9 protein-coding genes, 6 rRNA genes, 1 pseudogene and 1 other annotated feature (1 of these 17 only partly in view) are annotated in these 21,763 nt (G+C 44.8%); all 16 genes and pseudogenes read right to left on the bottom strand.

What is annotated here, in order from left to right; genetic code table 11:
- Positions 1-199: a binding site (T-box leader), on the bottom strand (it extends 27 nt beyond the left edge of the window).
- Positions 200-247: 48 nt separating this feature from the next.
- The 16 genes and pseudogenes from gltX to IE339_RS00505 all read right to left on the bottom strand — a co-directional run bounded on the left by gltX (position 248) and on the right by IE339_RS00505 (position 21,518).
- Positions 248-1,701 (bottom strand): annotated as a pseudogene (gltX, locus tag IE339_RS00580) (glutamate--tRNA ligase).
- Between the two features lie 97 nt (positions 1,702-1,798).
- Positions 1,799-2,278, bottom strand: a complete 480-nt coding sequence (gene ispF / locus IE339_RS00575) for a 2-C-methyl-D-erythritol 2,4-cyclodiphosphate synthase (protein ID WP_242172721.1) — start codon at positions 2,276-2,278, stop codon at positions 1,799-1,801.
- Between the two features lie 12 nt (positions 2,279-2,290).
- Positions 2,291-2,971, bottom strand: coding sequence for a 2-C-methyl-D-erythritol 4-phosphate cytidylyltransferase (ispD, locus tag IE339_RS00570; RefSeq protein ID WP_242172718.1), 681 nt, complete (start codon positions 2,969-2,971; stop codon positions 2,291-2,293).
- A 20-nt stretch (positions 2,972-2,991) separates the two neighbouring features.
- Complete coding sequence (locus IE339_RS00565) at positions 2,992-4,086, bottom strand: PIN/TRAM domain-containing protein (RefSeq protein ID WP_242172717.1); 1,095 nt, start codon at positions 4,084-4,086, stop codon at positions 2,992-2,994.
- 154 nt (positions 4,087-4,240) lie between these two features.
- Positions 4,241-5,314, bottom strand: coding sequence for a DNA integrity scanning diadenylate cyclase DisA (disA, locus tag IE339_RS00560; protein ID WP_242172714.1), 1,074 nt, complete (start codon positions 5,312-5,314; stop codon positions 4,241-4,243).
- Positions 5,315-5,316: 2 nt separating this feature from the next.
- Positions 5,317-6,696 (bottom strand): DNA repair protein RadA, encoded by a 1,380-nt coding sequence (gene radA, locus IE339_RS00555; RefSeq protein WP_242172712.1) that lies wholly within the window; start codon positions 6,694-6,696, stop codon positions 5,317-5,319.
- A 95-nt stretch (positions 6,697-6,791) separates the two neighbouring features.
- The gene (gene clpC, locus IE339_RS00550; protein ID WP_242172708.1) at positions 6,792-9,236 is read right to left on the bottom strand and encodes an ATP-dependent protease ATP-binding subunit ClpC; all 2,445 of its coding nucleotides are present in this window, start codon (positions 9,234-9,236) and stop codon (positions 6,792-6,794) included.
- A 21-nt stretch (positions 9,237-9,257) separates the two neighbouring features.
- On the bottom strand, positions 9,258-10,331 hold the full coding sequence (locus tag IE339_RS00545) for a protein-arginine kinase McsB (RefSeq protein ID WP_242172705.1): 1,074 nt from the start codon (positions 10,329-10,331) through the stop codon (positions 9,258-9,260).
- A 1-nt stretch (position 10,332) separates the two neighbouring features.
- Complete coding sequence (locus IE339_RS00540) at positions 10,333-10,887, bottom strand: protein-arginine kinase activator protein McsA (RefSeq protein ID WP_242172702.1); 555 nt, start codon at positions 10,885-10,887, stop codon at positions 10,333-10,335.
- A gap of 33 nt (positions 10,888-10,920) precedes the next feature.
- Positions 10,921-11,382, bottom strand: coding sequence for a CtsR family transcriptional regulator (locus IE339_RS00535; protein WP_053403249.1), 462 nt, complete (start codon positions 11,380-11,382; stop codon positions 10,921-10,923).
- Between the two features lie 225 nt (positions 11,383-11,607).
- Positions 11,608-11,723, bottom strand: a 5S ribosomal RNA gene (gene rrf, locus IE339_RS00530).
- Positions 11,724-11,783: 60 nt separating this feature from the next.
- Positions 11,784-14,716, bottom strand: a 23S ribosomal RNA gene (locus IE339_RS00525).
- A 196-nt stretch (positions 14,717-14,912) separates the two neighbouring features.
- Positions 14,913-16,464, bottom strand: a 16S ribosomal RNA gene (locus tag IE339_RS00520).
- A 198-nt stretch (positions 16,465-16,662) separates the two neighbouring features.
- Positions 16,663-16,778 (bottom strand): 5S ribosomal RNA (rrf, locus tag IE339_RS00515).
- 59 nt (positions 16,779-16,837) lie between these two features.
- Positions 16,838-19,770, bottom strand: a 23S ribosomal RNA gene (locus IE339_RS00510).
- Between the two features lie 196 nt (positions 19,771-19,966).
- Positions 19,967-21,518: ribosomal RNA gene (locus IE339_RS00505) — 16S ribosomal RNA — on the bottom strand.
- The 16S, 23S and 5S rRNA genes sit together here, the layout of an rRNA operon.
- Positions 21,519-21,763 lie beyond the last annotated feature (245 nt).

Genomic DNA, 21,763 nt, shown 5'->3' with positions numbered 1-21,763 from the left:
ACTCTGTTTAGGCACTTCTTGTGCCTCAACTCTGCTCTTTTAACGGGGAGGACCGCCTTTCCCTACTTCATCCATGAGGACGTTTCAAAAAAGGACTCGAAGGTGCATTTGGGCTCTCTAATACCATGAACAGCTTTCAGCCTAGGCCGTTCTCTCTAAAATGGTTAGATAGCTTACTTCTCCTTCTCAACGCTTTTTACGTACATATTGCTTCGTACCTTAAGAATAGTATATTATATTTCGAAGATCAACTTACGACACTTTGTAAACGGGCTAACACTGTATCTTTACCTAGTAGGGCAATTGATTGAGGAAGCTCAGGGCCATGAGTTTCGCCTGTTGTTGCTACACGAATTGGCATAAATAATTTTTTGCCTTTGTGTCCAGTTGATTTTTGAACAGCTTTAATTGCTGCTTTAATGTTATCCGCAGTGAATTCTTCCATTGCTTCCACTTCGTTTGCAAACCCAGCTAATACTTCTGGTACTTGCTCTTCGTCTAACACTTGGCGAGCTTCGTGATTGTACTCAATTTCTTTCTTGAAGAACATATCTGTAAGCTCTACAATTTCTGCACCGTAGCTCATTTGTTCTTGATAAAGAGCGATTAAATCTCTTACCCAAGCCTGTTGTTCTTCATCTAGATTTTCTTCAATCTTACCTGCTTTTACTAAGTGAGGTAGAGAAAGTTCTACAACTTTATCTAGATCTAACTTCTTCATATATTGATTATTCATCCACACTAGTTTTTGTGTATCGAATAATGCTGGTGATTTAGATAAGCGCTCTGGATCAAAGATTTTAATGAACTCTTCTTTCGAGAATAGTTCATCTTCACCTACTGGCGACCATCCAAGCATCGTAATGAAGTTGAAAATCGCTTCAGGTAAATACCCAAGATCTTTGTATTGTTCAATAAATTGAATGATGGACTCATCACGTTTACTTAGCTTACGACGGCTTTCGTTCACAATTAGCGTCATGTGACCGAAGATTGGTGGTTCCCACCCTAACGCTTCATAAATCATAATTTGTTTCGGCGTGTTGGAAATGTGATCATCCCCACGTAAAACGTGTGTCATTTTCATTAAGTGATCATCAATCGCTACTGCGTAGTTATAAGTTGGCGTGCCATCTTTTTTCACGATAACAAAATCACCAATACCATCTGATTCAAACGATACTTCATCTTTTACGATGTCATTGAATTTGATTACTTGGCCTTTTGGTACGCGGAAACGAATGCTTGGCTGACGACCTTCACTTGCTAACTTTTCCTGTTCTTCCATCGTTAACGACACTTCTCAGAATAACGAGGCATTTGGCCGTTCGCTGATTGCTCTTCACGCTCTTTTTCTAATTCTTCTTCCGTGCAATAGCATTTATAAGCTAAACCTTTTTCAAGAAGTTCTTCTGTATATTTAGCATAGATGTGATTGCGTTCGGATTGACGGTATGGTCCGTATTCTCCACCTACATCGATGCTTTCATCCCATTCAATTCCTAACCATTTAAGATATTGCAGCTGGCTTTGTTCTCCACCTTCAATATTTCGCTTTTGGTCTGTATCCTCAATACGGATAATGAATTTACCATTTTGATTTCTTGCGAATAAATAGTTGAATAGTGCTGTTCTTGCATTTCCGATATGAAGATGTCCAGTTGGACTTGGGGCATATCGAACACGTACTTCGTTTGACATAGTCAAGTACCCTCCAATTTATATAAATATGTACATAACATAAATACAGTCAAAGCTTATTTTAACACCAATTGCCCGTGCAATAAAGGCTACGAAACTAATTTTGAACGATTAAGACGGTTGCAAGCGCTGCAATCCCTTCTTCTCGACCCGTAAAGCCTAGCTTCTCTGTTGTAGTCGCCTTCACGTTAATTTGATCCACATCTGTCTCTAAAAGCTCTGCAATACGCGCACGAATTTTTTCAATGTGCGGTGCCATTTTTGGACGCTGTGCAATAATCGTACAGTCTACATTTCCCAATTCATAGCCTTCCTCTTTCACCAATTTCCATACGTGTTGAAGTAAGACCGCTGAATCAGCTCCTTTGTAGGCATCATCTGTATCTGGAAAATGCTTTCCGATATCTCCTTTTGCAACAGCACCTAATAATGCGTCGGATACTGTATGCAATAGAACGTCTGCATCAGAATGTCCAAGCAACCCTACTTCATGAGGAATTTCAATTCCACCAATAATTAATGGACGACCTTCTGCAAATTCATGTACGTCAAAACCTTGTCCTATACGAAATTTCATCCTTCTTCACCTCTACTGTCGACTATTCAAAATTGCTTCTGCATAAAGCAAATCTTCTTGCGTCGTTAATTTAATGTTGTGGTATCGTCCTTCGACGATCGCAACTTTTTCCCCAATATATTCTACTAAACTAGCATCATCCGTACCTAAAAACCCTTGTTGTCTTGCTACTTCATGAGCATGTTGAATGACAGGAACAAGAAAAGCTTGTGGCGTCTGAACTGACCACAAGCTAGAACGCTCAACTGTTTCAACCGCATATCCATCTACTGCTCGTTTCACAGTGTCTTTCATTTGAACGGCTAACACAGCTGCTTGCTCCTTCTGTACGACATCTACTAGCTCATGAATTTTATCTTGTTCAACGAACGGGCGAGCTCCGTCATGAATTAATACGACTTCATGATCCTGAAGCTTTTGCAGACCATTGTATACGCTGTGCTGACGTTCCTGTCCACCAATCACCATCTCAGATATCTTTTGAACACCGTACTCACTTATAAGATGCTGAAAGAATAATTGATCCTGCTCATTTACTACCAGTATGATGCCATCGCATAATGGATCGGCATCGAATACGCGTAGTGTATGAATAATCACCGGCACACCATCTAGTTCAATGAACTGCTTGTTCTTACCCGCATTCATTCGTTTTCCCTGCCCTGCAGCGGGAATAATTACTCGATACTTCATAAGCTACTCCTCTATATCTTTTATAGCGCCTTTTCTAATAGTTTTGGCTTCGCAAATATCATTCGTCCAGCAGATGTTTGTAACACACTTGTTACTAACACATCAATACTTTTACCAATATAATTGCGCCCTTCCTCTACTACAATCATTGTACCATCATCTAGATAAGCGATTCCTTGATTATGTTCTTTTCCGTCTTTAATAACTAACACATGCATCTCTTCACCAGGTAACACGACTGGCTTAACAGCATTCGCTAAATCATTAATATTAAGAACTTTTACATTTTGAAGTTCACACACTTTGTTTAAGTTAAAATCGTTCGTTACGACAACGCCGGATGTGATCTTGGCTAACTTCACTAGCTTACTATCTACTTCCTGAATGTCTTCAAAATCTCCCTCGTAAATTTCTACGCGAACAGGTAGCTCTTTACGAATTCGATTTAAAATATCCAATCCACGTCTTCCCCGATTTCGTTTCAACGCATCTGAGGAATCCGCAATGTGTTGAAGCTCTTCGAGTACGAATTGAGGAATCACAATCGTTCCTTCTAGAAACTGCGTTTGGCAAATATCCGCAATGCGTCCATCAATAATGACGCTCGTGTCTAAAATTTTAAAAGTAGAATCCTGAATGTCAGCTTCTCCATCTTGCCCCTTCTTTTTACCCAATCTAGTTGGCAATGAAAACAAGCTAATAAGCTCATCTCTTTTCTTAAACCCTACTTGGAAGCCTAGATAACCTAAAAGGATCGTTAAGAAAATTGGTAATATGGTATTCATAAGCTGAAGCTGAATCGCTTTCAATGGAATAACAACTAAAAAGGCCACGACAAGCCCAAAAATTAACCCAATACTTCCGAATAGGACGTCCGTAACTGGAGCTTTTACTAAAGACTCTTCTAGCCAATGAATAAAATGCACAACATGATCGACTAACCAAAAAGTAATAATAAAAAAGATAATGGCACCTAAAATTGCACGTATATAGGATTTTTCTAAGACAGCTAACTCACCACTTACACCTAAAAGTGACATCAATTCTGGTATAAAGATAATCCCTAATGTACCACCTGTAATAAGAAAGAAAACTTGAATCAAGCGCTTTAACACGTCCTCACCTCCCTTAATCATTATAAACAGTTTACACCAAATGAAACCCTTAATTTTAACAAAAACCTTTTATCAAAATCTGGGATTTATCAACCATTTCACTGCGTATGCGATGAAACGAAATCACTCAAAATTGCTATACTACTATTATAAGCTAAAGTTGCCTTGGCATTAAGTAATGTTGTTTTAACCTCTTTAATCCGTTGCGAATTTTCTTCGCTCGAATTTCGCCAATTCCTTCTACCTCATCTAACTCTTGTACTGTTGCATCGTTAATCTTTTGGAAATTTTCTAATTCATCCACAAGGTTTTCAATAATGATGGAAGGGAGCCTTGGGATTTTATGCAGCATTCGGTACCCTCTTGGATACGTGACTTCTTCAAAGCTTGTATACAGTGGGTAACCTAGCAGTCTCAACAACGTTTGATCATCCAAGAGCATCGAATTTGCAATATCTTGAAGTTTCAAGATGATTTTATGCGGATCTTGAGTTGGATCAAACATGTAATCTTTAATAAGTAAAATCGCTTCCTTTTCTAAATCAGAAAGCAACTCGTTCATTTGTAACCGAATTAAGCGTCCTTCTATCCCCAGCTCGCTTACATACGCTAAAATCTCTTGCTTGATGCGAAGAACCATTTCAATACGATGTAGGGATTGTAGTACATCTAAGTGTGTGACCTGCTCTTCAAATTCTAGGGCATTTAAGCTTTCAATAGACTCATCTAGTACGCTTTTATACTTTTCTAGCGTTCCAAGCGCCTGATTTGCTTTTGTTAAGATAACACCAATATCTTTTAATACGTACTTTAGTGACCCTTTATAAAGACTGATTACGTTCCGGCGCTGTGAAATAGCAATGACTAATGCTTTCGTTTGCTTTGCTACCCGTTCAGCTGTCCGGTGTCTCATACCTGTCTCAGAAGATGGTGTAGACGGATCAGGCATTAGTTGTGCGTTAGCAAATAATATCTTTGTTCCTGTTTCATTTAAAATGAGGGCTCCGTCCATCTTCGCAAGCTCATATAAATGGGCAGGTGAAAAAGCACAATTAATGGAGAAGCCTCCATCAACGATTCTTTTTACTTGGTCATTATAGCCTAAAACAATTAAGCCACCCGTTTTCGCTCTTAATACATTATCAATACCTTCGCGAATAGGGGTTCCTGGAGCTACAAATTGTAATATATCATCAATTAGTTTGTCGTGTATTTTTTCTCCTTCCATCCCTATCCTCCTAACGTATACTGCAGTGCTTCAGAGACCGTGGACACGCCGACGACTTCAATGCCATCAGGTATCTTCCATCCTCCTAAATTACGCTCGGGTAAAATCACTCGCTTAAAGCCTAGCTTAGCTGCTTCTTGAACCCTTTGATCAATTCGAGAGACTCTGCGCACTTCTCCGGTTAATCCGACCTCACCAATAACCACATCGGTTGGATTAGACGAAACATCTCTAAAGCTAGAGGCGATGCTTACCGCAATGGCTAAATCGATCGCTGGCTCATCAAGCCTCACTCCTCCGGCTACTTTTAAGTAAGCGTCTTGGTTTTGAAGCAACATTCCAACGCGCTTTTCTAAAACAGCCATTAACAGCGGTACGCGATTATGGTCAATGCCAGTAGCCATTCTTCTTGGATTCCCAAAGCTTGTTGGGCTTATTAAGGCTTGTATTTCTACTAAAACAGGTCTTGTTCCTTCCATAGAAGCTACTACAATTGATCCTGCTGCACCTTGAGAGCGCTCTTCTAAAAAGATTTCAGAAGGATTTGCTACCTCTTCTAACCCTGCTTCTTTCATTTCAAAGATACCAATCTCATTGGTTGAACCGAAACGATTTTTTACTGCTCGTAAAATACGATACGTGTGATGGCGCTCTCCCTCAAAATAGAGAACTGTATCCACCATATGTTCTAATAGACGTGGACCTGCAATAGAACCTTCCTTCGTAACATGTCCTACTATAAAAACAGCAATTCCCTTCGTTTTAGCAATACGCATAAGTTCTGCTGTACATTCTCTTACTTGTGAAACACTTCCGGGAGCGGATGTAATATCGCTGTGGTAAATGGTTTGAATGGAATCGACTACAACAAACTCGGGGTCCATTTCATTAATGATTTCAGAAATTAATTCTAAATTGGTCTCGGCATGGACAAATAGATTGTTTGATTTAATGTTTAATCGATCTGCGCGCAGCTTTGTTTGTTTAATGGATTCTTCCCCTGAAATATAGAGAACCTTATGGTCATTATCGGCCAACTGTGCGGATGTTTGTAGAAGAATGGTGGACTTCCCAATCCCCGGGTCTCCCCCGATTAAAACAAGTGATCCACGCACAATTCCCCCACCTAAAACACGATCAAATTCTGGAGATTTAGTATAGATACGGGGCTCTTGCGTAGATTCTATCGTTGTAATTGATTGAGGCTTTTGAACAGCTGTTGATGTGGCACCAGAAAAGGCTCCTCTTCTTCCTGCTTTCACTACTTGCTCCATTTCCTCTACCATCGAATTCCAAGATCCACATCCAGGGCATTTTCCCATCCACTTGGCAGATTCATAGCCGCAATGCTGGCATGTAAATTTTGTTTTCTTCTTTGCCATCTATGCTCTTACCTAACCTTTCTATTGTAGATTATCTTAAAAAAAGGAAGGCATACGAACAAAAATACGTATGCCTTACCACTGCTAGTGAAGTCTTAAATTTCGCTTACGCTCGGTTCAGCCGTATGAACCACAAATTCTTTTTCTTCTACATCTAGCGTTACTTTTTGACCTTTTTTAACTGTTCCTTTTAAAAGTTCCTCAGATAAGCGGTCTTCAATATGCTTTTGAATTGCTCGACGAAGAGGTCTTGCCCCGTACTCTGGATCGAATCCTTCTTCAGCAATTTTTTCAATCGCTTTTTCTGTTAATACAAGATCAATTTCCTGTTCTTTTAATCGGTTTGTTAGTTGATTAGCCATCAACGTCACGATACGTGCGATATGCTGTTTCTCTAACGAATGGAACACGATAATTTCATCGATACGGTTTAAGAATTCTGGGCGGAACGCATTTTTAAGTTCACCCATTACTTTATCTTTCATTTCTTTGTAATCTTGACTTTCGTCTTGAACAGCGAAGCCAAGATACTTGTTGCGTTTTAGCGTACTTGCTCCTACGTTCGATGTCATGATAAGAATCGTATTACGGAAATCAACCGTACGACCTTTAGAGTCTGTTAAGCGGCCATCTTCAAGTACTTGTAATAAGATATTGAAAACATCTGGATGTGCTTTTTCAATCTCATCTAATAGTACGACAGAATAAGGCTTACGGCGAACTTTTTCCGTTAATTGTCCACCTTCATCGTATCCAACATACCCTGGAGGAGAACCAACAAGACGAGAAGTCGAATGTTTCTCCATGTACTCTGACATATCAATTCGAATCATCGCATCTTCGTCTCCGAACATTGATTCAGCTAGTGCACGAGCAAGTTCTGTTTTACCTACTCCTGTAGGACCTAGGAAGATGAAAGAACCAATTGGTCGTTTTGGATCTTTTAAGCCTGCGCGAGCACGACGGACAGCTTTCGCGATTGCTTTTACAGCTTCTTCCTGACCAATAACACGTGAATGTAGAATCTCTTCCATGTTCAGAAGTTTTTCAGTCTCAGCTTGTGCTAATTTAGAGACAGGAATTCCAGTCCAGCTTGAGACAACCATTGCGATATCTTCTACTGTTACTTCGGAATTTTCTTTTCCTTGCTTTTCTTTCCATATCTTTTTTGTTTCTTCTAGTTCTTCGCGAAGGCGTTGCTCTGAATCACGTAACGATGCAGCTTTTTCAAACTCTTGGCTTTGTACAGCAGCATCCTTTTCTTTACGAACGGATTCTAGCTTTTGTTCAAGCTCTTTTAAGTTTGGTGGCGTTGTAAATGAACGTAATCTTACTTTTGAGCCGGCTTCGTCAATTAAGTCAATCGCTTTATCTGGTAAGAAGCGATCAGAGATATAGCGGTCAGATAATTTTACTGCTTGCTCAATTGCTTCGTCTGTAATAGACACTCTGTGATGAGCCTCATAACGGTCACGTAAGCCTTGTAAAATCTGAATCGATTCATCTGTTGTTGGTTCATCAACTTGAATCGGCTGGAAGCGTCGTTCAAGCGCTGCATCTTTTTCAATGTATTTACGGTACTCATCAAGAGTCGTTGCACCAATACACTGTAATTCACCACGTGCAAGAGAAGGCTTTAAAATGTTCGATGCATCAATTGCACCTTCAGCACCACCAGCACCGATCAATGTGTGAAGCTCATCAATGAATAAGATGATATTACCCGCTTGTCGGATTTCATCCATAACTTTTTTCAAGCGATCCTCAAACTCACCACGATATTTCGTTCCTGCTACCACAGTACCCATGTCTAGCGTCATCACGCGTTTGTCACGTAAAATTTCTGGCACTTCGTTGTTGACAATTTGTTGTGCTAATCCCTCAGCAATTGCTGTTTTACCAACACCAGGCTCCCCAATTAATACAGGGTTGTTTTTCGTACGACGGCTTAATACCTCAATAACACGCTGAATTTCTTTACTTCGACCAATGACAGGGTCTAAGCTTCCTTCGCGTGCAATCGCCGTTAAATCACGTGCTAAGCTGTCTAGAGTAGGCGTATTAGCGTGAGAAGATGATCCACCTTGATTGCTTGATGTTGCCTCGTTACTACCTAATAGCTGTAACACTTGCTGACGTGCTTTATTTAAACTTACACCTAGGTTGTTAAGAACGCGTGCAGCAACTCCTTCGCCTTCGCGAATTAACCCTAATAGAATGTGTTCTGTTCCTACGTAAGAGTGTCCTAGCTTACGTGCTTCGTCCATTGAGAGCTCAATAACTTTTTTTGCTCTCGGTGTATAATGAATCGTTTGAGTCACTTCTTGGCCACGACCAATCAAGTTCTCAACTTCTTTTTGAATTTTGTCAGCGCCTAATCCTAAAGCTAAAAGAGCCTTAGCGGCAATACCTTCACCTTCACGCACAATTCCTAATAAAATATGCTCAGTTCCAATATTATTATGTCCTAGTCTTAAAGCTTCTTCTTGCGCCAGTGCTAAAACCTTTTGAGCACGCTCTGTAAATCTTCCAAACATCATATTATCGTCACCTTCCACATATTAGTTTTCATCTTTTTTGTCTTGCAAGCATTCCCTGATTAACGAGGCTCTTTTAATGTCTCTTTCATCAGGACTCAATGCTCCCCCGAAATATCGCTGTAGAAACCCAGGCTGTGTTTTAATCATTAGTTCATTTAATATATTTCTAGGAATATTTTTTATATATCCTAGGTCAATCCCTAATCGAATATCAGAGAGACATTTAGCCGCTTCTTTCGATTCAATAATGCGACTATGAGAAAGGGTACCATATGAGCGGAATACTCGGTCCTCTAACTCAATATGAGAGGTATTAAGCAACGCATTTCGAGCTGCCCGCTCTTGTTCAATCAGCTGCTTTACTACGCTCGTCAAGTCACCCACAATGTCTTCTTCTGATTTCCCAAGAGTCATTTGGTTTGAAACTTGAAAGATGTTTCCTAGAGCTTCGCTACCTTCCCCATAAATTCCTCTTACCACTAAACCTAATTGGTTAATAGCCGGAATAATACGGTTAATTTGTCTCGTCATTACTAAAGCCGGAAGATGCATCATGACCGAAGCTCTTAACCCTGTTCCAACGTTGGTAGGACAGCTTGTTAAATAACCTCTTGTTTCATCATAGGCATAGTCGAAATTTCTCTCGATCCAATCATCAATTTGATTTGCCTCGTTTAGAGATTCCAACAGCTGAAGACCAGGGAATAAACACTGTATACGAAAATGATCTTCTTCATTAATCATGATACTAATTTCTTCGTTTTTAGATAGGATACATGCTCCGTACACCGACTCTTCCGCTAGCTTGGGGCTAATTAAGTGCTTCTCTACAAGTACCCTCTTCTCTAAAGGTTCTAACTCTCCCATTGTGATAAACTCAAACTCCCAATTATTTTCAGTGTCATCTTGAAATAGGTCGTGTTTGATTTTTGCTGTTAAATGGGCGTCTTGCTCACCTTTAGAAACCGTAGGAAATAAAAAATCTTGTAGATTTCGTGCTAATCGCACCCTGCTGCTTAGGACAATATCTGAGTCTGGACCATTTTGGTTCATCCAGGGACTTATAGCTTGGTTTAAAAATTTATTCATCGCCATATTAAGTTTCGTCCCCCTTTTTTCCTTCCTGAATCCTTTTCTCAAAAGCACGTATTTGATCTCTAAGCTCAGCTGCCTTTTCAAACTCCTCTTGAGCAATGTATTCTTTTAAGTTCAATTTCATGGCTTCTAATTCCTTTTTTAAATGAATATTTCCACCAATTCGCTTCGGTACTTTACCATTATGAACATAATTTCCGCCGTGAAGTCTTTTCAAAAAAGGTGTGAGTGAATTCTCAAACGTCTTGTAACACTCTGCACAACCGAACTTCCCAAGCTTAGCAAACTTGTGATAAGTCATTTTACAGTGTGGACACTGTAAAACTTCTTTATTGCTATATGTTTGTTGCTTAGTAGACTTCGAAAAAGAAGATTCCAAATTAATGAGGCCAGCTAATAAGTTATTGATGGAAAATCCTGAATTTCCTTGGAACATTAGTGACTCACCGTTTTCCTTTGCACACTGTTCACATAAGTGAATTTCGGTTTTTTCACCATTGATAAATTTCGTAAAATGTAGCGACGCAGGTCTAGTTTCACAGTTCTGACAAATCATTAGGTTTCCTCACCCACTTTTAAAAATTGCTGATTACTTATATCGTAAAGCATTTAACATCGATTTTAAAATCTTAGCTCTTAGCTCATCTCTGTAAGGAAGACTAATCGCAATGACGGAACGATCCATGACGCTCAACATAATCTTTGCTTCCCGCTCGGATATGACGTTTTCTTCAACTAAACGAATGATTAGATTTTCTGAACTAGCTTGGGTGATTTTATATCCAATCATATCAATTACCTGTTCAAATAGATGAGAAGAATCATGCACTTTTACTTTCATGATGCGGATAAAACCACCGCCACCTCTTTTGCTCTCTACTACATATCCTCGTTCTAACGTAAAACGGGTATTGATTACATAATTAATTTGTGAGGGGACGCATTGAAATTTATCTGCTACTTCACTTCGCTTTATTTCTACAATTTCTCTTTCACTAAGATCTAGTACTTCTTTAAGATACTGTTCAATGATGTCAGAGATATTTGCCACAGGGCTCCCTCCTTCTGACTTTGACTATATTTGACTATATCCTTACTATAAATACATTTGAAAAAATTTTCAACTGTTAGACCATCTGTATACAATCATCGTTTCCAAAAGAAAGGGTTTCAAAACATATTTGAAAAGTTTCTCCTATAAGTATATTTCTATTTTAGGCGATGGTGTATAAAAACACAAAAAAGACTAGTCATTTGACTAGTCTTTTTTCAACGTGCCTGGCGATGTCCTACTCTCACAGGGGGAAACCCCCAACTACCATCGGCGCTAGAGAGCTTAACTTCCGTGTTCGGTATGGGAACGGGTGTGACCTCTCTGCCATAATCACCAGACTATATAGAAAGAACGTTGTTCTTTCAAAACTAGATAACAATTGTTAAGGAAAAACATTTTTGGTTAAGTCCTCGATCGATTAGTATCTGTCAGCTGCACGTGTCGCCACGCTTCCACCTCAGACCTATCTACCTGATCGTCTTTCAGGGATCTTACTAGCTTGCGCTATGGGAAATCTCATCTTGAGGGGGGCTTCATGCTTAGATGCTTTCAGCACTTATCCCGTCCACACATAGCTACCCAGCGATGCCTTTGGCAAGACAACTGGTACACCAGCGGTGTGTCCATCCCGGTCCTCTCGTACTAAGGACAGCTCCTCTCAAATTTCCTACGCCCACGACGGATAGGGACCGAACTGTCTCACGACGTTCTGAACCCAGCTCGCGTACCGCTTTAATGGGCGAACAGCCCAACCCTTGGGACCGACTACAGCCCCAGGATGCGATGAGCCGACATCGAGGTGCCAAACCTCCCCGTCGATGTGGACTCTTGGGGGAGATAAGCCTGTTATCCCCGGGGTAGCTTTTATCCGTTGAGCGATGGCCCTTCCATGCGGAACCACCGGATCACTAAGCCCGACTTTCGTCCCTGCTCGACTTGTAGGTCTCGCAGTCAAGCTCCCTTGTGCCTTTACACTCTACGAATGATTTCCAACCATTCTGAGGGAACCTTTGGGCGCCTCCGTTACTCTTTAGGAGGCGACCGCCCCAGTCAAACTGCCCACCTGACACTGTCTCCCAGCCCGATCAGGGCTGTGGGTTAGAATGTCAATACAGCCAGGGTAGTATCCCACCGACGCCTCCACCGAAGCTAGCGCTCCGGTTTCTCAGGCTCCTACCTATCCTGTACAAGCTGTACCAAAATTCAATATCAGGCTACAGTAAAGCTCCACGGGGTCTTTCCGTCCTGTCGCGGGTAACCTGCATCTTCACAGGTACTATAATTTCACCGAGTCTCTCGTTGAGACAGTGCCCAGATCGTTACACCTTTCGTGCGGGTCGGAACTTACCCGACAAGGAATTTCGCTACCTTAGGACCGTTATAGTTACGGCCGCCGTTTACTGGGGCTTCGATTCAAAGCTTCGCTTGCGCTAACCTCTCCTCTTAACCTTCCAGCACCGGGCAGGTGTCAGCCCCTATACTTCGCCTTACGGCTTCGCAGAGACCTGTGTTTTTGCTAAACAGTCGCCTGGGCCTATTCACTGCGGCTCTCTCGGGCTTGCACCCTAACAGAGCACCCCTTCTCCCGAAGTTACGGGGTCATTTTGCCGAGTTCCTTAACGAGAGTTCTCTCGATCACCTTAGGATTCTCTCCTCGCCTACCTGTGTCGGTTTGCGGTACGGGTACCTCCCACCTCGCTAGAGGCTTTTCTTGGCAGTGTGAAATCAGGAGCTTCGGTACTATAATTCCCTCGTCATCACAGCTCAGCCTTATGATGAGCGGATTTGCCTACTCATCAGCCTTACTGCTTGAACGCACATATCCAGCAGTGCGCCTACCCTATCCTCCTGCGTCCCCCCATTGCTCAAACGGTGGGGAGGTAGTACAGGAATATCAACCTGTTGGCCATCGCCTACGCCTTTCGGCCTCGGCTTAGGTCCCGACTAACCCTGAGCGGACGAGCCTTCCTCAGGAAACCTTAGGCATTCGGTGGACAAGATTCTCACTTGTCTTTCGCTACTCATACCGGCATTCTCACTTCTAAGCGCTCCACCAGTCCTTACGGTCTAGCTTCACAGCACTTAGAACGCTCTCCTACCACTGACATCATAAGATGTCAATCCACAGCTTCGGTGATACGTTTAGCCCCGGTACATTTTCGGCGCAGAGTCACTCGACCAGTGAGCTATTACGCACTCTTTAAATGGTGGCTGCTTCTAAGCCAACATCCTGGTTGTCTAAGCAACTCCACATCCTTTTCCACTTAACGTATACTTTGGGACCTTAGCTGGTGGTCTGGGCTGTTTCCCTCTTGACTACGGATCTTATCACTCGCAGTCTGACTCCCAAGGATAAGTTTTTGGCATTCGGAGTTTGACTGAATTCGGTAACCCGTTGGGGGCCCCTAGTCCAATCAGTGCTCTACCTCCAAAACTCTCACCTTGAGGCTAGCCCTAAAGCTATTTCGGAGAGAACCAGCTATCTCCAAGTTCGATTGGAATTTCTCCGCTACCCACACCTCATCCCCGCACTTTTCAACGTGCGTGGGTTCGGGCCTCCATTCAGTGTTACCTGAACTTCACCCTGGACATGGGTAGATCACCTGGTTTCGGGTCTACGACCACATACTCAAATCGCCCTATTCAGACTCGCTTTCGCTGCGGCTCCGTCTCATCGACTTAACCTTGCATGGGATCGTAACTCGCCGGTTCATTCTACAAAAGGCACGCCATCACCCGTTAACGGGCTCTGACTACTTGTAGGCACACGGTTTCAGGATCTCTTTCACTCCCCTTCCGGGGTGCTTTTCACCTTTCCCTCACGGTACTGGTTCACTATCGGTCACTAGGAAGTATTTAGCCTTGGGAGATGGTCCTCCCTGCTTCCGACGGAATTTCACGTGTTCCGCCGTACTCAGGATCCACTCAAGAGAGAACAAGGTTTCAACTACAGGGTTGTTACCTTCTTTGACGGGCCTTTCCAGACCTCTTCATTTACCTCGTTCCTTTGTAACTCCGTATAGAGTGTCCTACAACCCCAAGAGGCAAGCCTCTTGGTTTGGGCTAATTCCGTTTCGCTCGCCGCTACTCAGGAAATCGCGTTTGCTTTCCTTTCCTCCGGGTACTTAGATGTTTCAGTTCCCCGGGTCTGCCTTCAACTTCCTATGTATTCAGAAGAAGATATCATTCCATTACGAATGATGGGTTTCCCCATTCGGAAATCTCCGGATCAAAGCTTACTTACAGCTCCCCGAAGCATATCGGTGTTAGTCCCGTCCTTCATCGGCTCCTAGTGCCAAGGCATCCACCGTGCGCCCTTTCTAACTTAACCGTATTGGTTATTAAAAAAGTGTTACACTTTGTTTTCCTTAACATTCTTGCTATCTAGTTTTCAAAGAACAACTGCCTCATGATCACGATGTGATCAAAAGACTTCTTATTGAAAGTTCTCAATGAACCTTCAAAACTGAACAAAACGACGTCACGTTGTTTGTTGCTGAACACGAGGTTCAAGCAATTTTCCTTAGAAAGGAGGTGATCCAGCCGCACCTTCCGATACGGCTACCTTGTTACGACTTCACCCCAATCATCTGTCCCACCTTAGGCGGCTGGCTCCTTACGGTTACCCCACCGACTTCGGGTGTTACAAACTCTCGTGGTGTGACGGGCGGTGTGTACAAGGCCCGGGAACGTATTCACCGCGGCATGCTGATCCGCGATTACTAGCGATTCCAGCTTCATGTAGGCGAGTTGCAGCCTACAATCCGAACTGAGAATGATTTTATGAGATTAGCTTCACCTCGCGGCTTCGCAACCCTTTGTATCATCCATTGTAGCACGTGTGTAGCCCAGGTCATAAGGGGCATGATGATTTGACGTCATCCCCACCTTCCTCCGGTTTGTCACCGGCAGTCACCTTAGAGTGCCCAACTTAATGCTGGCAACTAAGATCAAGGGTTGCGCTCGTTGCGGGACTTAACCCAACATCTCACGACACGAGCTGACGACAACCATGCACCACCTGTCACTTTGTCCCCCGAAGGGGAAAGCTCTATCTCTAGAGTGGTCAAAGGATGTCAAGACCTGGTAAGGTTCTTCGCGTTGCTTCGAATTAAACCACATGCTCCACCGCTTGTGCGGGCCCCCGTCAATTCCTTTGAGTTTCAGCCTTGCGGCCGTACTCCCCAGGCGGAGTGCTTAATGCGTTAGCTGCAGCACTAAAGGGCGGAAACCCTCTAACACTTAGCACTCATCGTTTACGGCGTGGACTACCAGGGTATCTAATCCTGTTTGCTCCCCACGCTTTCGCGCCTCAGCGTCAGTTACAGACCAGAAAGCCGCCTTCGCCACTGGTGTTCCTCCACATCTCTACGCATTTCACCGCTACACGTGGAATTCCGCTTTCCTCTTCTGCACTCAAGTTCCCCAGTTTCCAATGACCCTCCACGGTTGAGCCGTGGGCTTTCACATCAGACTTAAGGAACCGCCTGCGCGCGCTTTACGCCCAATAATTCCGGACAACGCTTGCCACCTACGTATTACCGCGGCTGCTGGCACGTAGTTAGCCGTGGCTTTCTGGTTAGGTACCGTCAAGGTACGAGCAGTTACTCTCGTACTTGTTCTTCCCTAACAACAGAGTTTTACGATCCGAAAACCTTCATCACTCACGCGGCGTTGCTCCGTCAGACTTTCGTCCATTGCGGAAGATTCCCTACTGCTGCCTCCCGTAGGAGTCTGGGCCGTGTCTCAGTCCCAGTGTGGCCGATCACCCTCTCAGGTCGGCTACGCATCGTCGCCTTGGTGAGCCGTTACCTCACCAACTAGCTAATGCGCCGCGGGTCCATCTGTAAGTGACAGCCGAAACCGTCTTTTAACATCCGCTCATGCGAGCGAAAGTGTTATTCGGTATTAGCTCCGGTTTCCCGGAGTTATCCCCATCTTACAGGCAGGTTACCCACGTGTTACTCACCCGTCCGCCGCTAACTTGTTAGAAGCAAGCTTCTAACAAGTCCGCTCGACTTGCATGTATTAGGCACGCCGCCAGCGTTCGTCCTGAGCCAGGATCAAACTCTCCGAAGAAATGTTTGACTTGCTCATTTGTTGTCTTACTTTTAAAACGTTGACGTTTTGCTTGTTTTGTTCAGTTTTCAAAGTTCATCTCGCTCGTAAGCGACTTAACTATCATATCATTTGCGCATTTCTAATTGTCAATGGTTTTTTAAAAACATTTTCTATTAGAACAAAAGTATGAAAAAATATATCTATTAGATAGATACAGCCTGGCGATGTCCTACTCTCACAGGGGGAAACCCCCAACTACCATCGGCGCTAGAGAGCTTAACTTCCGTGTTCGGTATGGGAACGGGTGTGACCTCTCTGCCATAATCACCAGACTATATAGAAAGAACGTTGTTCTTTCAAAACTAGATAACAATTGTTAAGGAAAAACATTTTGGTTAAGTCCTCGATCGATTAGTATCTGTCAGCTGCACGTGTCGCCACGCTTCCACCTCAGACCTATCTACCTGATCGTCTTTCAGGGATCTTACTAGCTTGCGCTATGGGAAATCTCATCTTGAGGGGGGCTTCATGCTTAGATGCTTTCAGCACTTATCCCGTCCACACATAGCTACCCAGCGATGCCTTTGGCAAGACAACTGGTACACCAGCGGTGTGTCCATCCCGGTCCTCTCGTACTAAGGACAGCTCCTCTCAAATTTCCTACGCCCACGACGGATAGGGACCGAACTGTCTCACGACGTTCTGAACCCAGCTCGCGTACCGCTTTAATGGGCGAACAGCCCAACCCTTGGGACCGACTACAGCCCCAGGATGCGATGAGCCGACATCGAGGTGCCAAACCTCCCCGTCGATGTGGACTCTTGGGGGAGATAAGCCTGTTATCCCCGGGGTAGCTTTTATCCGTTGAGCGATGGCCCTTCCATGCGGAACCACCGGATCACTAAGCCCGACTTTCGTCCCTGCTCGACTTGTAGGTCTCGCAGTCAAGCTCCCTTGTGCCTTTACACTCTACGAATGATTTCCAACCATTCTGAGGGAACCTTTGGGCGCCTCCGTTACTCTTTAGGAGGCGACCGCCCCAGTCAAACTGCCCACCTGACACTGTCTCCCAGCCCGATCAGGGCTGTGGGTTAGAATGTCAATACAGCCAGGGTAGTATCCCACCGACGCCTCCACCGAAGCTAGCGCTCCGGTTTCTCAGGCTCCTACCTATCCTGTACAAGCTGTACCAAAATTCAATATCAGGCTACAGTAAAGCTCCACGGGGTCTTTCCGTCCTGTCGCGGGTAACCTGCATCTTCACAGGTACTATAATTTCACCGAGTCTCTCGTTGAGACAGTGCCCAGATCGTTACACCTTTCGTGCGGGTCGGAACTTACCCGACAAGGAATTTCGCTACCTTAGGACCGTTATAGTTACGGCCGCCGTTTACTGGGGCTTCGATTCAAAGCTTCGCTTGCGCTAACCTCTCCTCTTAACCTTCCAGCACCGGGCAGGTGTCAGCCCCTATACTTCGCCTTACGGCTTCGCAGAGACCTGTGTTTTTGCTAAACAGTCGCCTGGGCCTATTCACTGCGGCTCTCTCGGGCTTGCACCCTAACAGAGCACCCCTTCTCCCGAAGTTACGGGGTCATTTTGCCGAGTTCCTTAACGAGAGTTCTCTCGATCACCTTAGGATTCTCTCCTCGCCTACCTGTGTCGGTTTGCGGTACGGGTACCTCCCACCTCGCTAGAGGCTTTTCTTGGCAGTGTGAAATCAGGAGCTTCGGTACTATAATTCCCTCGTCATCACAGCTCAGCCTTATGATGAGCGGATTTGCCTACTCATCAGCCTTACTGCTTGAACGCACATATCCAGCAGTGCGCCTACCCTATCCTCCTGCGTCCCCCCATTGCTCAAACGGTGGGGAGGTAGTACAGGAATATCAACCTGTTGGCCATCGCCTACGCCTTTCGGCCTCGGCTTAGGTCCCGACTAACCCTGAGCGGACGAGCCTTCCTCAGGAAACCTTAGGCATTCGGTGGACAAGATTCTCACTTGTCTTTCGCTACTCATACCGGCATTCTCACTTCTAAGCGCTCCACCAGTCCTTACGGTCTAGCTTCACAGCACTTAGAACGCTCTCCTACCACTGACATCATAAGATGTCAATCCACAGCTTCGGTGATACGTTTAGCCCCGGTACATTTTCGGCGCAGAGTCACTCGACCAGTGAGCTATTACGCACTCTTTAAATGGTGGCTGCTTCTAAGCCAACATCCTGGTTGTCTAAGCAACTCCACATCCTTTTCCACTTAACGTATACTTTGGGACCTTAGCTGGTGGTCTGGGCTGTTTCCCTCTTGACTACGGATCTTATCACTCGCAGTCTGACTCCCAAGGATAAGTTTTTGGCATTCGGAGTTTGACTGAATTCGGTAACCCGTTGGGGGCCCCTAGTCCAATCAGTGCTCTACCTCCAAAACTCTCACCTTGAGGCTAGCCCTAAAGCTATTTCGGAGAGAACCAGCTATCTCCAAGTTCGATTGGAATTTCTCCGCTACCCACACCTCATCCCCGCACTTTTCAACGTGCGTGGGTTCGGGCCTCCATTCAGTGTTACCTGAACTTCACCCTGGACATGGGTAGATCACCTGGTTTCGGGTCTACGACCACATACTCAAATCGCCCTATTCAGACTCGCTTTCGCTGCGGCTCCGTCTCATCGACTTAACCTTGCATGGGATCGTAACTCGCCGGTTCATTCTACAAAAGGCACGCCATCACCCGTTAACGGGCTCTGACTACTTGTAGGCACACGGTTTCAGGATCTCTTTCACTCCCCTTCCGGGGTGCTTTTCACCTTTCCCTCACGGTACTGGTTCACTATCGGTCACTAGGAAGTATTTAGCCTTGGGAGATGGTCCTCCCTGCTTCCGACGGAATTTCACGTGTTCCGCCGTACTCAGGATCCACTCAAGAGAGAACAAGGTTTCAACTACAGGGTTGTTACCTTCTTTGACGGGCCTTTCCAGACCTCTTCATTTACCTCGTTCCTTTGTAACTCCGTATAGAGTGTCCTACAACCCCAAGAGGCAAGCCTCTTGGTTTGGGCTAATTCCGTTTCGCTCGCCGCTACTCAGGAAATCGCGTTTGCTTTCCTTTCCTCCGGGTACTTAGATGTTTCAGTTCCCCGGGTCTGCCTTCAACTTCCTATGTATTCAGAAGAAGATATCATTCCATTACGAATGATGGGTTTCCCCATTCGGAAATCTCCGGATCAAAGCTTACTTACAGCTCCCCGAAGCATATCGGTGTTAGTCCCGTCCTTCATCGGCTCCTAGTGCCAAGGCATCCACCGTGCGCCCTTTCTAACTTAACCGTATTGGTTATTAAAAAAGTGTTACACTTTGTTTTCCTTAACATTCTTGCTATCTAGTTTTCAAAGAACAACTGCCTCATGATCACGACGTGATCAAAAGACTTCTTATTGAAAGTTCGTAATGAACCTTCAAAACTGAACAAAACGACGTCACGTTGTTTGTTGCTGAACACGTGGTTCAAGCAATTTTCCTTAGAAAGGAGGTGATCCAGCCGCACCTTCCGATACGGCTACCTTGTTACGACTTCACCCCAATCATCTGTCCCACCTTAGGCGGCTGGCTCCTTACGGTTACCCCACCGACTTCGGGTGTTACAAACTCTCGTGGTGTGACGGGCGGTGTGTACAAGGCCCGGGAACGTATTCACCGCGGCATGCTGATCCGCGATTACTAGCGATTCCAGCTTCATGTAGGCGAGTTGCAGCCTACAATCCGAACTGAGAATGATTTTATGAGATTAGCTTCACCTCGCGGCTTCGCAACCCTTTGTATCATCCATTGTAGCACGTGTGTAGCCCAGGTCATAAGGGGCATGATGATTTGACGTCATCCCCACCTTCCTCCGGTTTGTCACCGGCAGTCACCTTAGAGTGCCCAACTTAATGCTGGCAACTAAGATCAAGGGTTGCGCTCGTTGCGGGACTTAACCCAACATCTCACGACACGAGCTGACGACAACCATGCACCACCTGTCACTTTGTCCCCCGAAGGGGAAAGCTCTATCTCTAGAGTGGTCAAAGGATGTCAAGACCTGGTAAGGTTCTTCGCGTTGCTTCGAATTAAACCACATGCTCCACCGCTTGTGCGGGCCCCCGTCAATTCCTTTGAGTTTCAGCCTTGCGGCCGTACTCCCCAGGCGGAGTGCTTAATGCGTTAGCTGCAGCACTAAAGGGCGGAAACCCTCTAACACTTAGCACTCATCGTTTACGGCGTGGACTACCAGGGTATCTAATCCTGTTTGCTCCCCACGCTTTCGCGCCTCAGCGTCAGTTACAGACCAGAAAGCCGCCTTCGCCACTGGTGTTCCTCCACATCTCTACGCATTTCACCGCTACACGTGGAATTCCGCTTTCCTCTTCTGCACTCAAGTTCCCCAGTTTCCAATGACCCTCCACGGTTGAGCCGTGGGCTTTCACATCAGACTTAAGGAACCGCCTGCGCGCGCTTTACGCCCAATAATTCCGGACAACGCTTGCCACCTACGTATTACCGCGGCTGCTGGCACGTAGTTAGCCGTGGCTTTCTGGTTAGGTACCGTCAAGGTACGAGCAGTTACTCTCGTACTTGTTCTTCCCTAACAACAGAGTTTTACGATCCGAAAACCTTCATCACTCACGCGGCGTTGCTCCGTCAGACTTTCGTCCATTGCGGAAGATTCCCTACTGCTGCCTCCCGTAGGAGTCTGGGCCGTGTCTCAGTCCCAGTGTGGCCGATCACCCTCTCAGGTCGGCTACGCATCGTCGCCTTGGTGAGCCGTTACCTCACCAACTAGCTAATGCGCCGCGGGTCCATCTGTAAGTGACAGCCGAAACCGTCTTTTAACATCCGCTCATGCGAGCGAAAGTGTTATTCGGTATTAGCTCCGGTTTCCCGGAGTTATCCCCATCTTACAGGCAGGTTACCCACGTGTTACTCACCCGTCCGCCGCTAACTTGTTAGAAGCAAGCTTCTAACAAGTCCGCTCGACTTGCATGTATTAGGCACGCCGCCAGCGTTCGTCCTGAGCCAGGATCAAACTCTCCGAAGAAATGTTTGACTTGCTCATTTGTTGTCTTACTTTTAAAACGTTGACGTTTTGCTTGTTTTGTTCAGTTTTCAAAGTTCATCTCGCTCGTAAGCGACTTAACTATCATATCATTTTCGTTCCGTTGATGTCAACATCTTTTTTGAAAAGTTTTTCTAGCTTTTCCAAAATATTTATGTTGTTTGCAGCAACGAATATTAATATATCAAATATTTTTAGTGATAGCAATACCTTTAAAAGAAGTTGTA

Source organism: Priestia koreensis (assembly GCF_022646885.1).
Taxonomy (GTDB): domain Bacteria; phylum Bacillota; class Bacilli; order Bacillales; family Bacillaceae_H; genus Bacillus_AG; species Bacillus_AG koreensis_A.
This window is presented reverse-complemented; position numbering and strand designations above follow the sequence as displayed.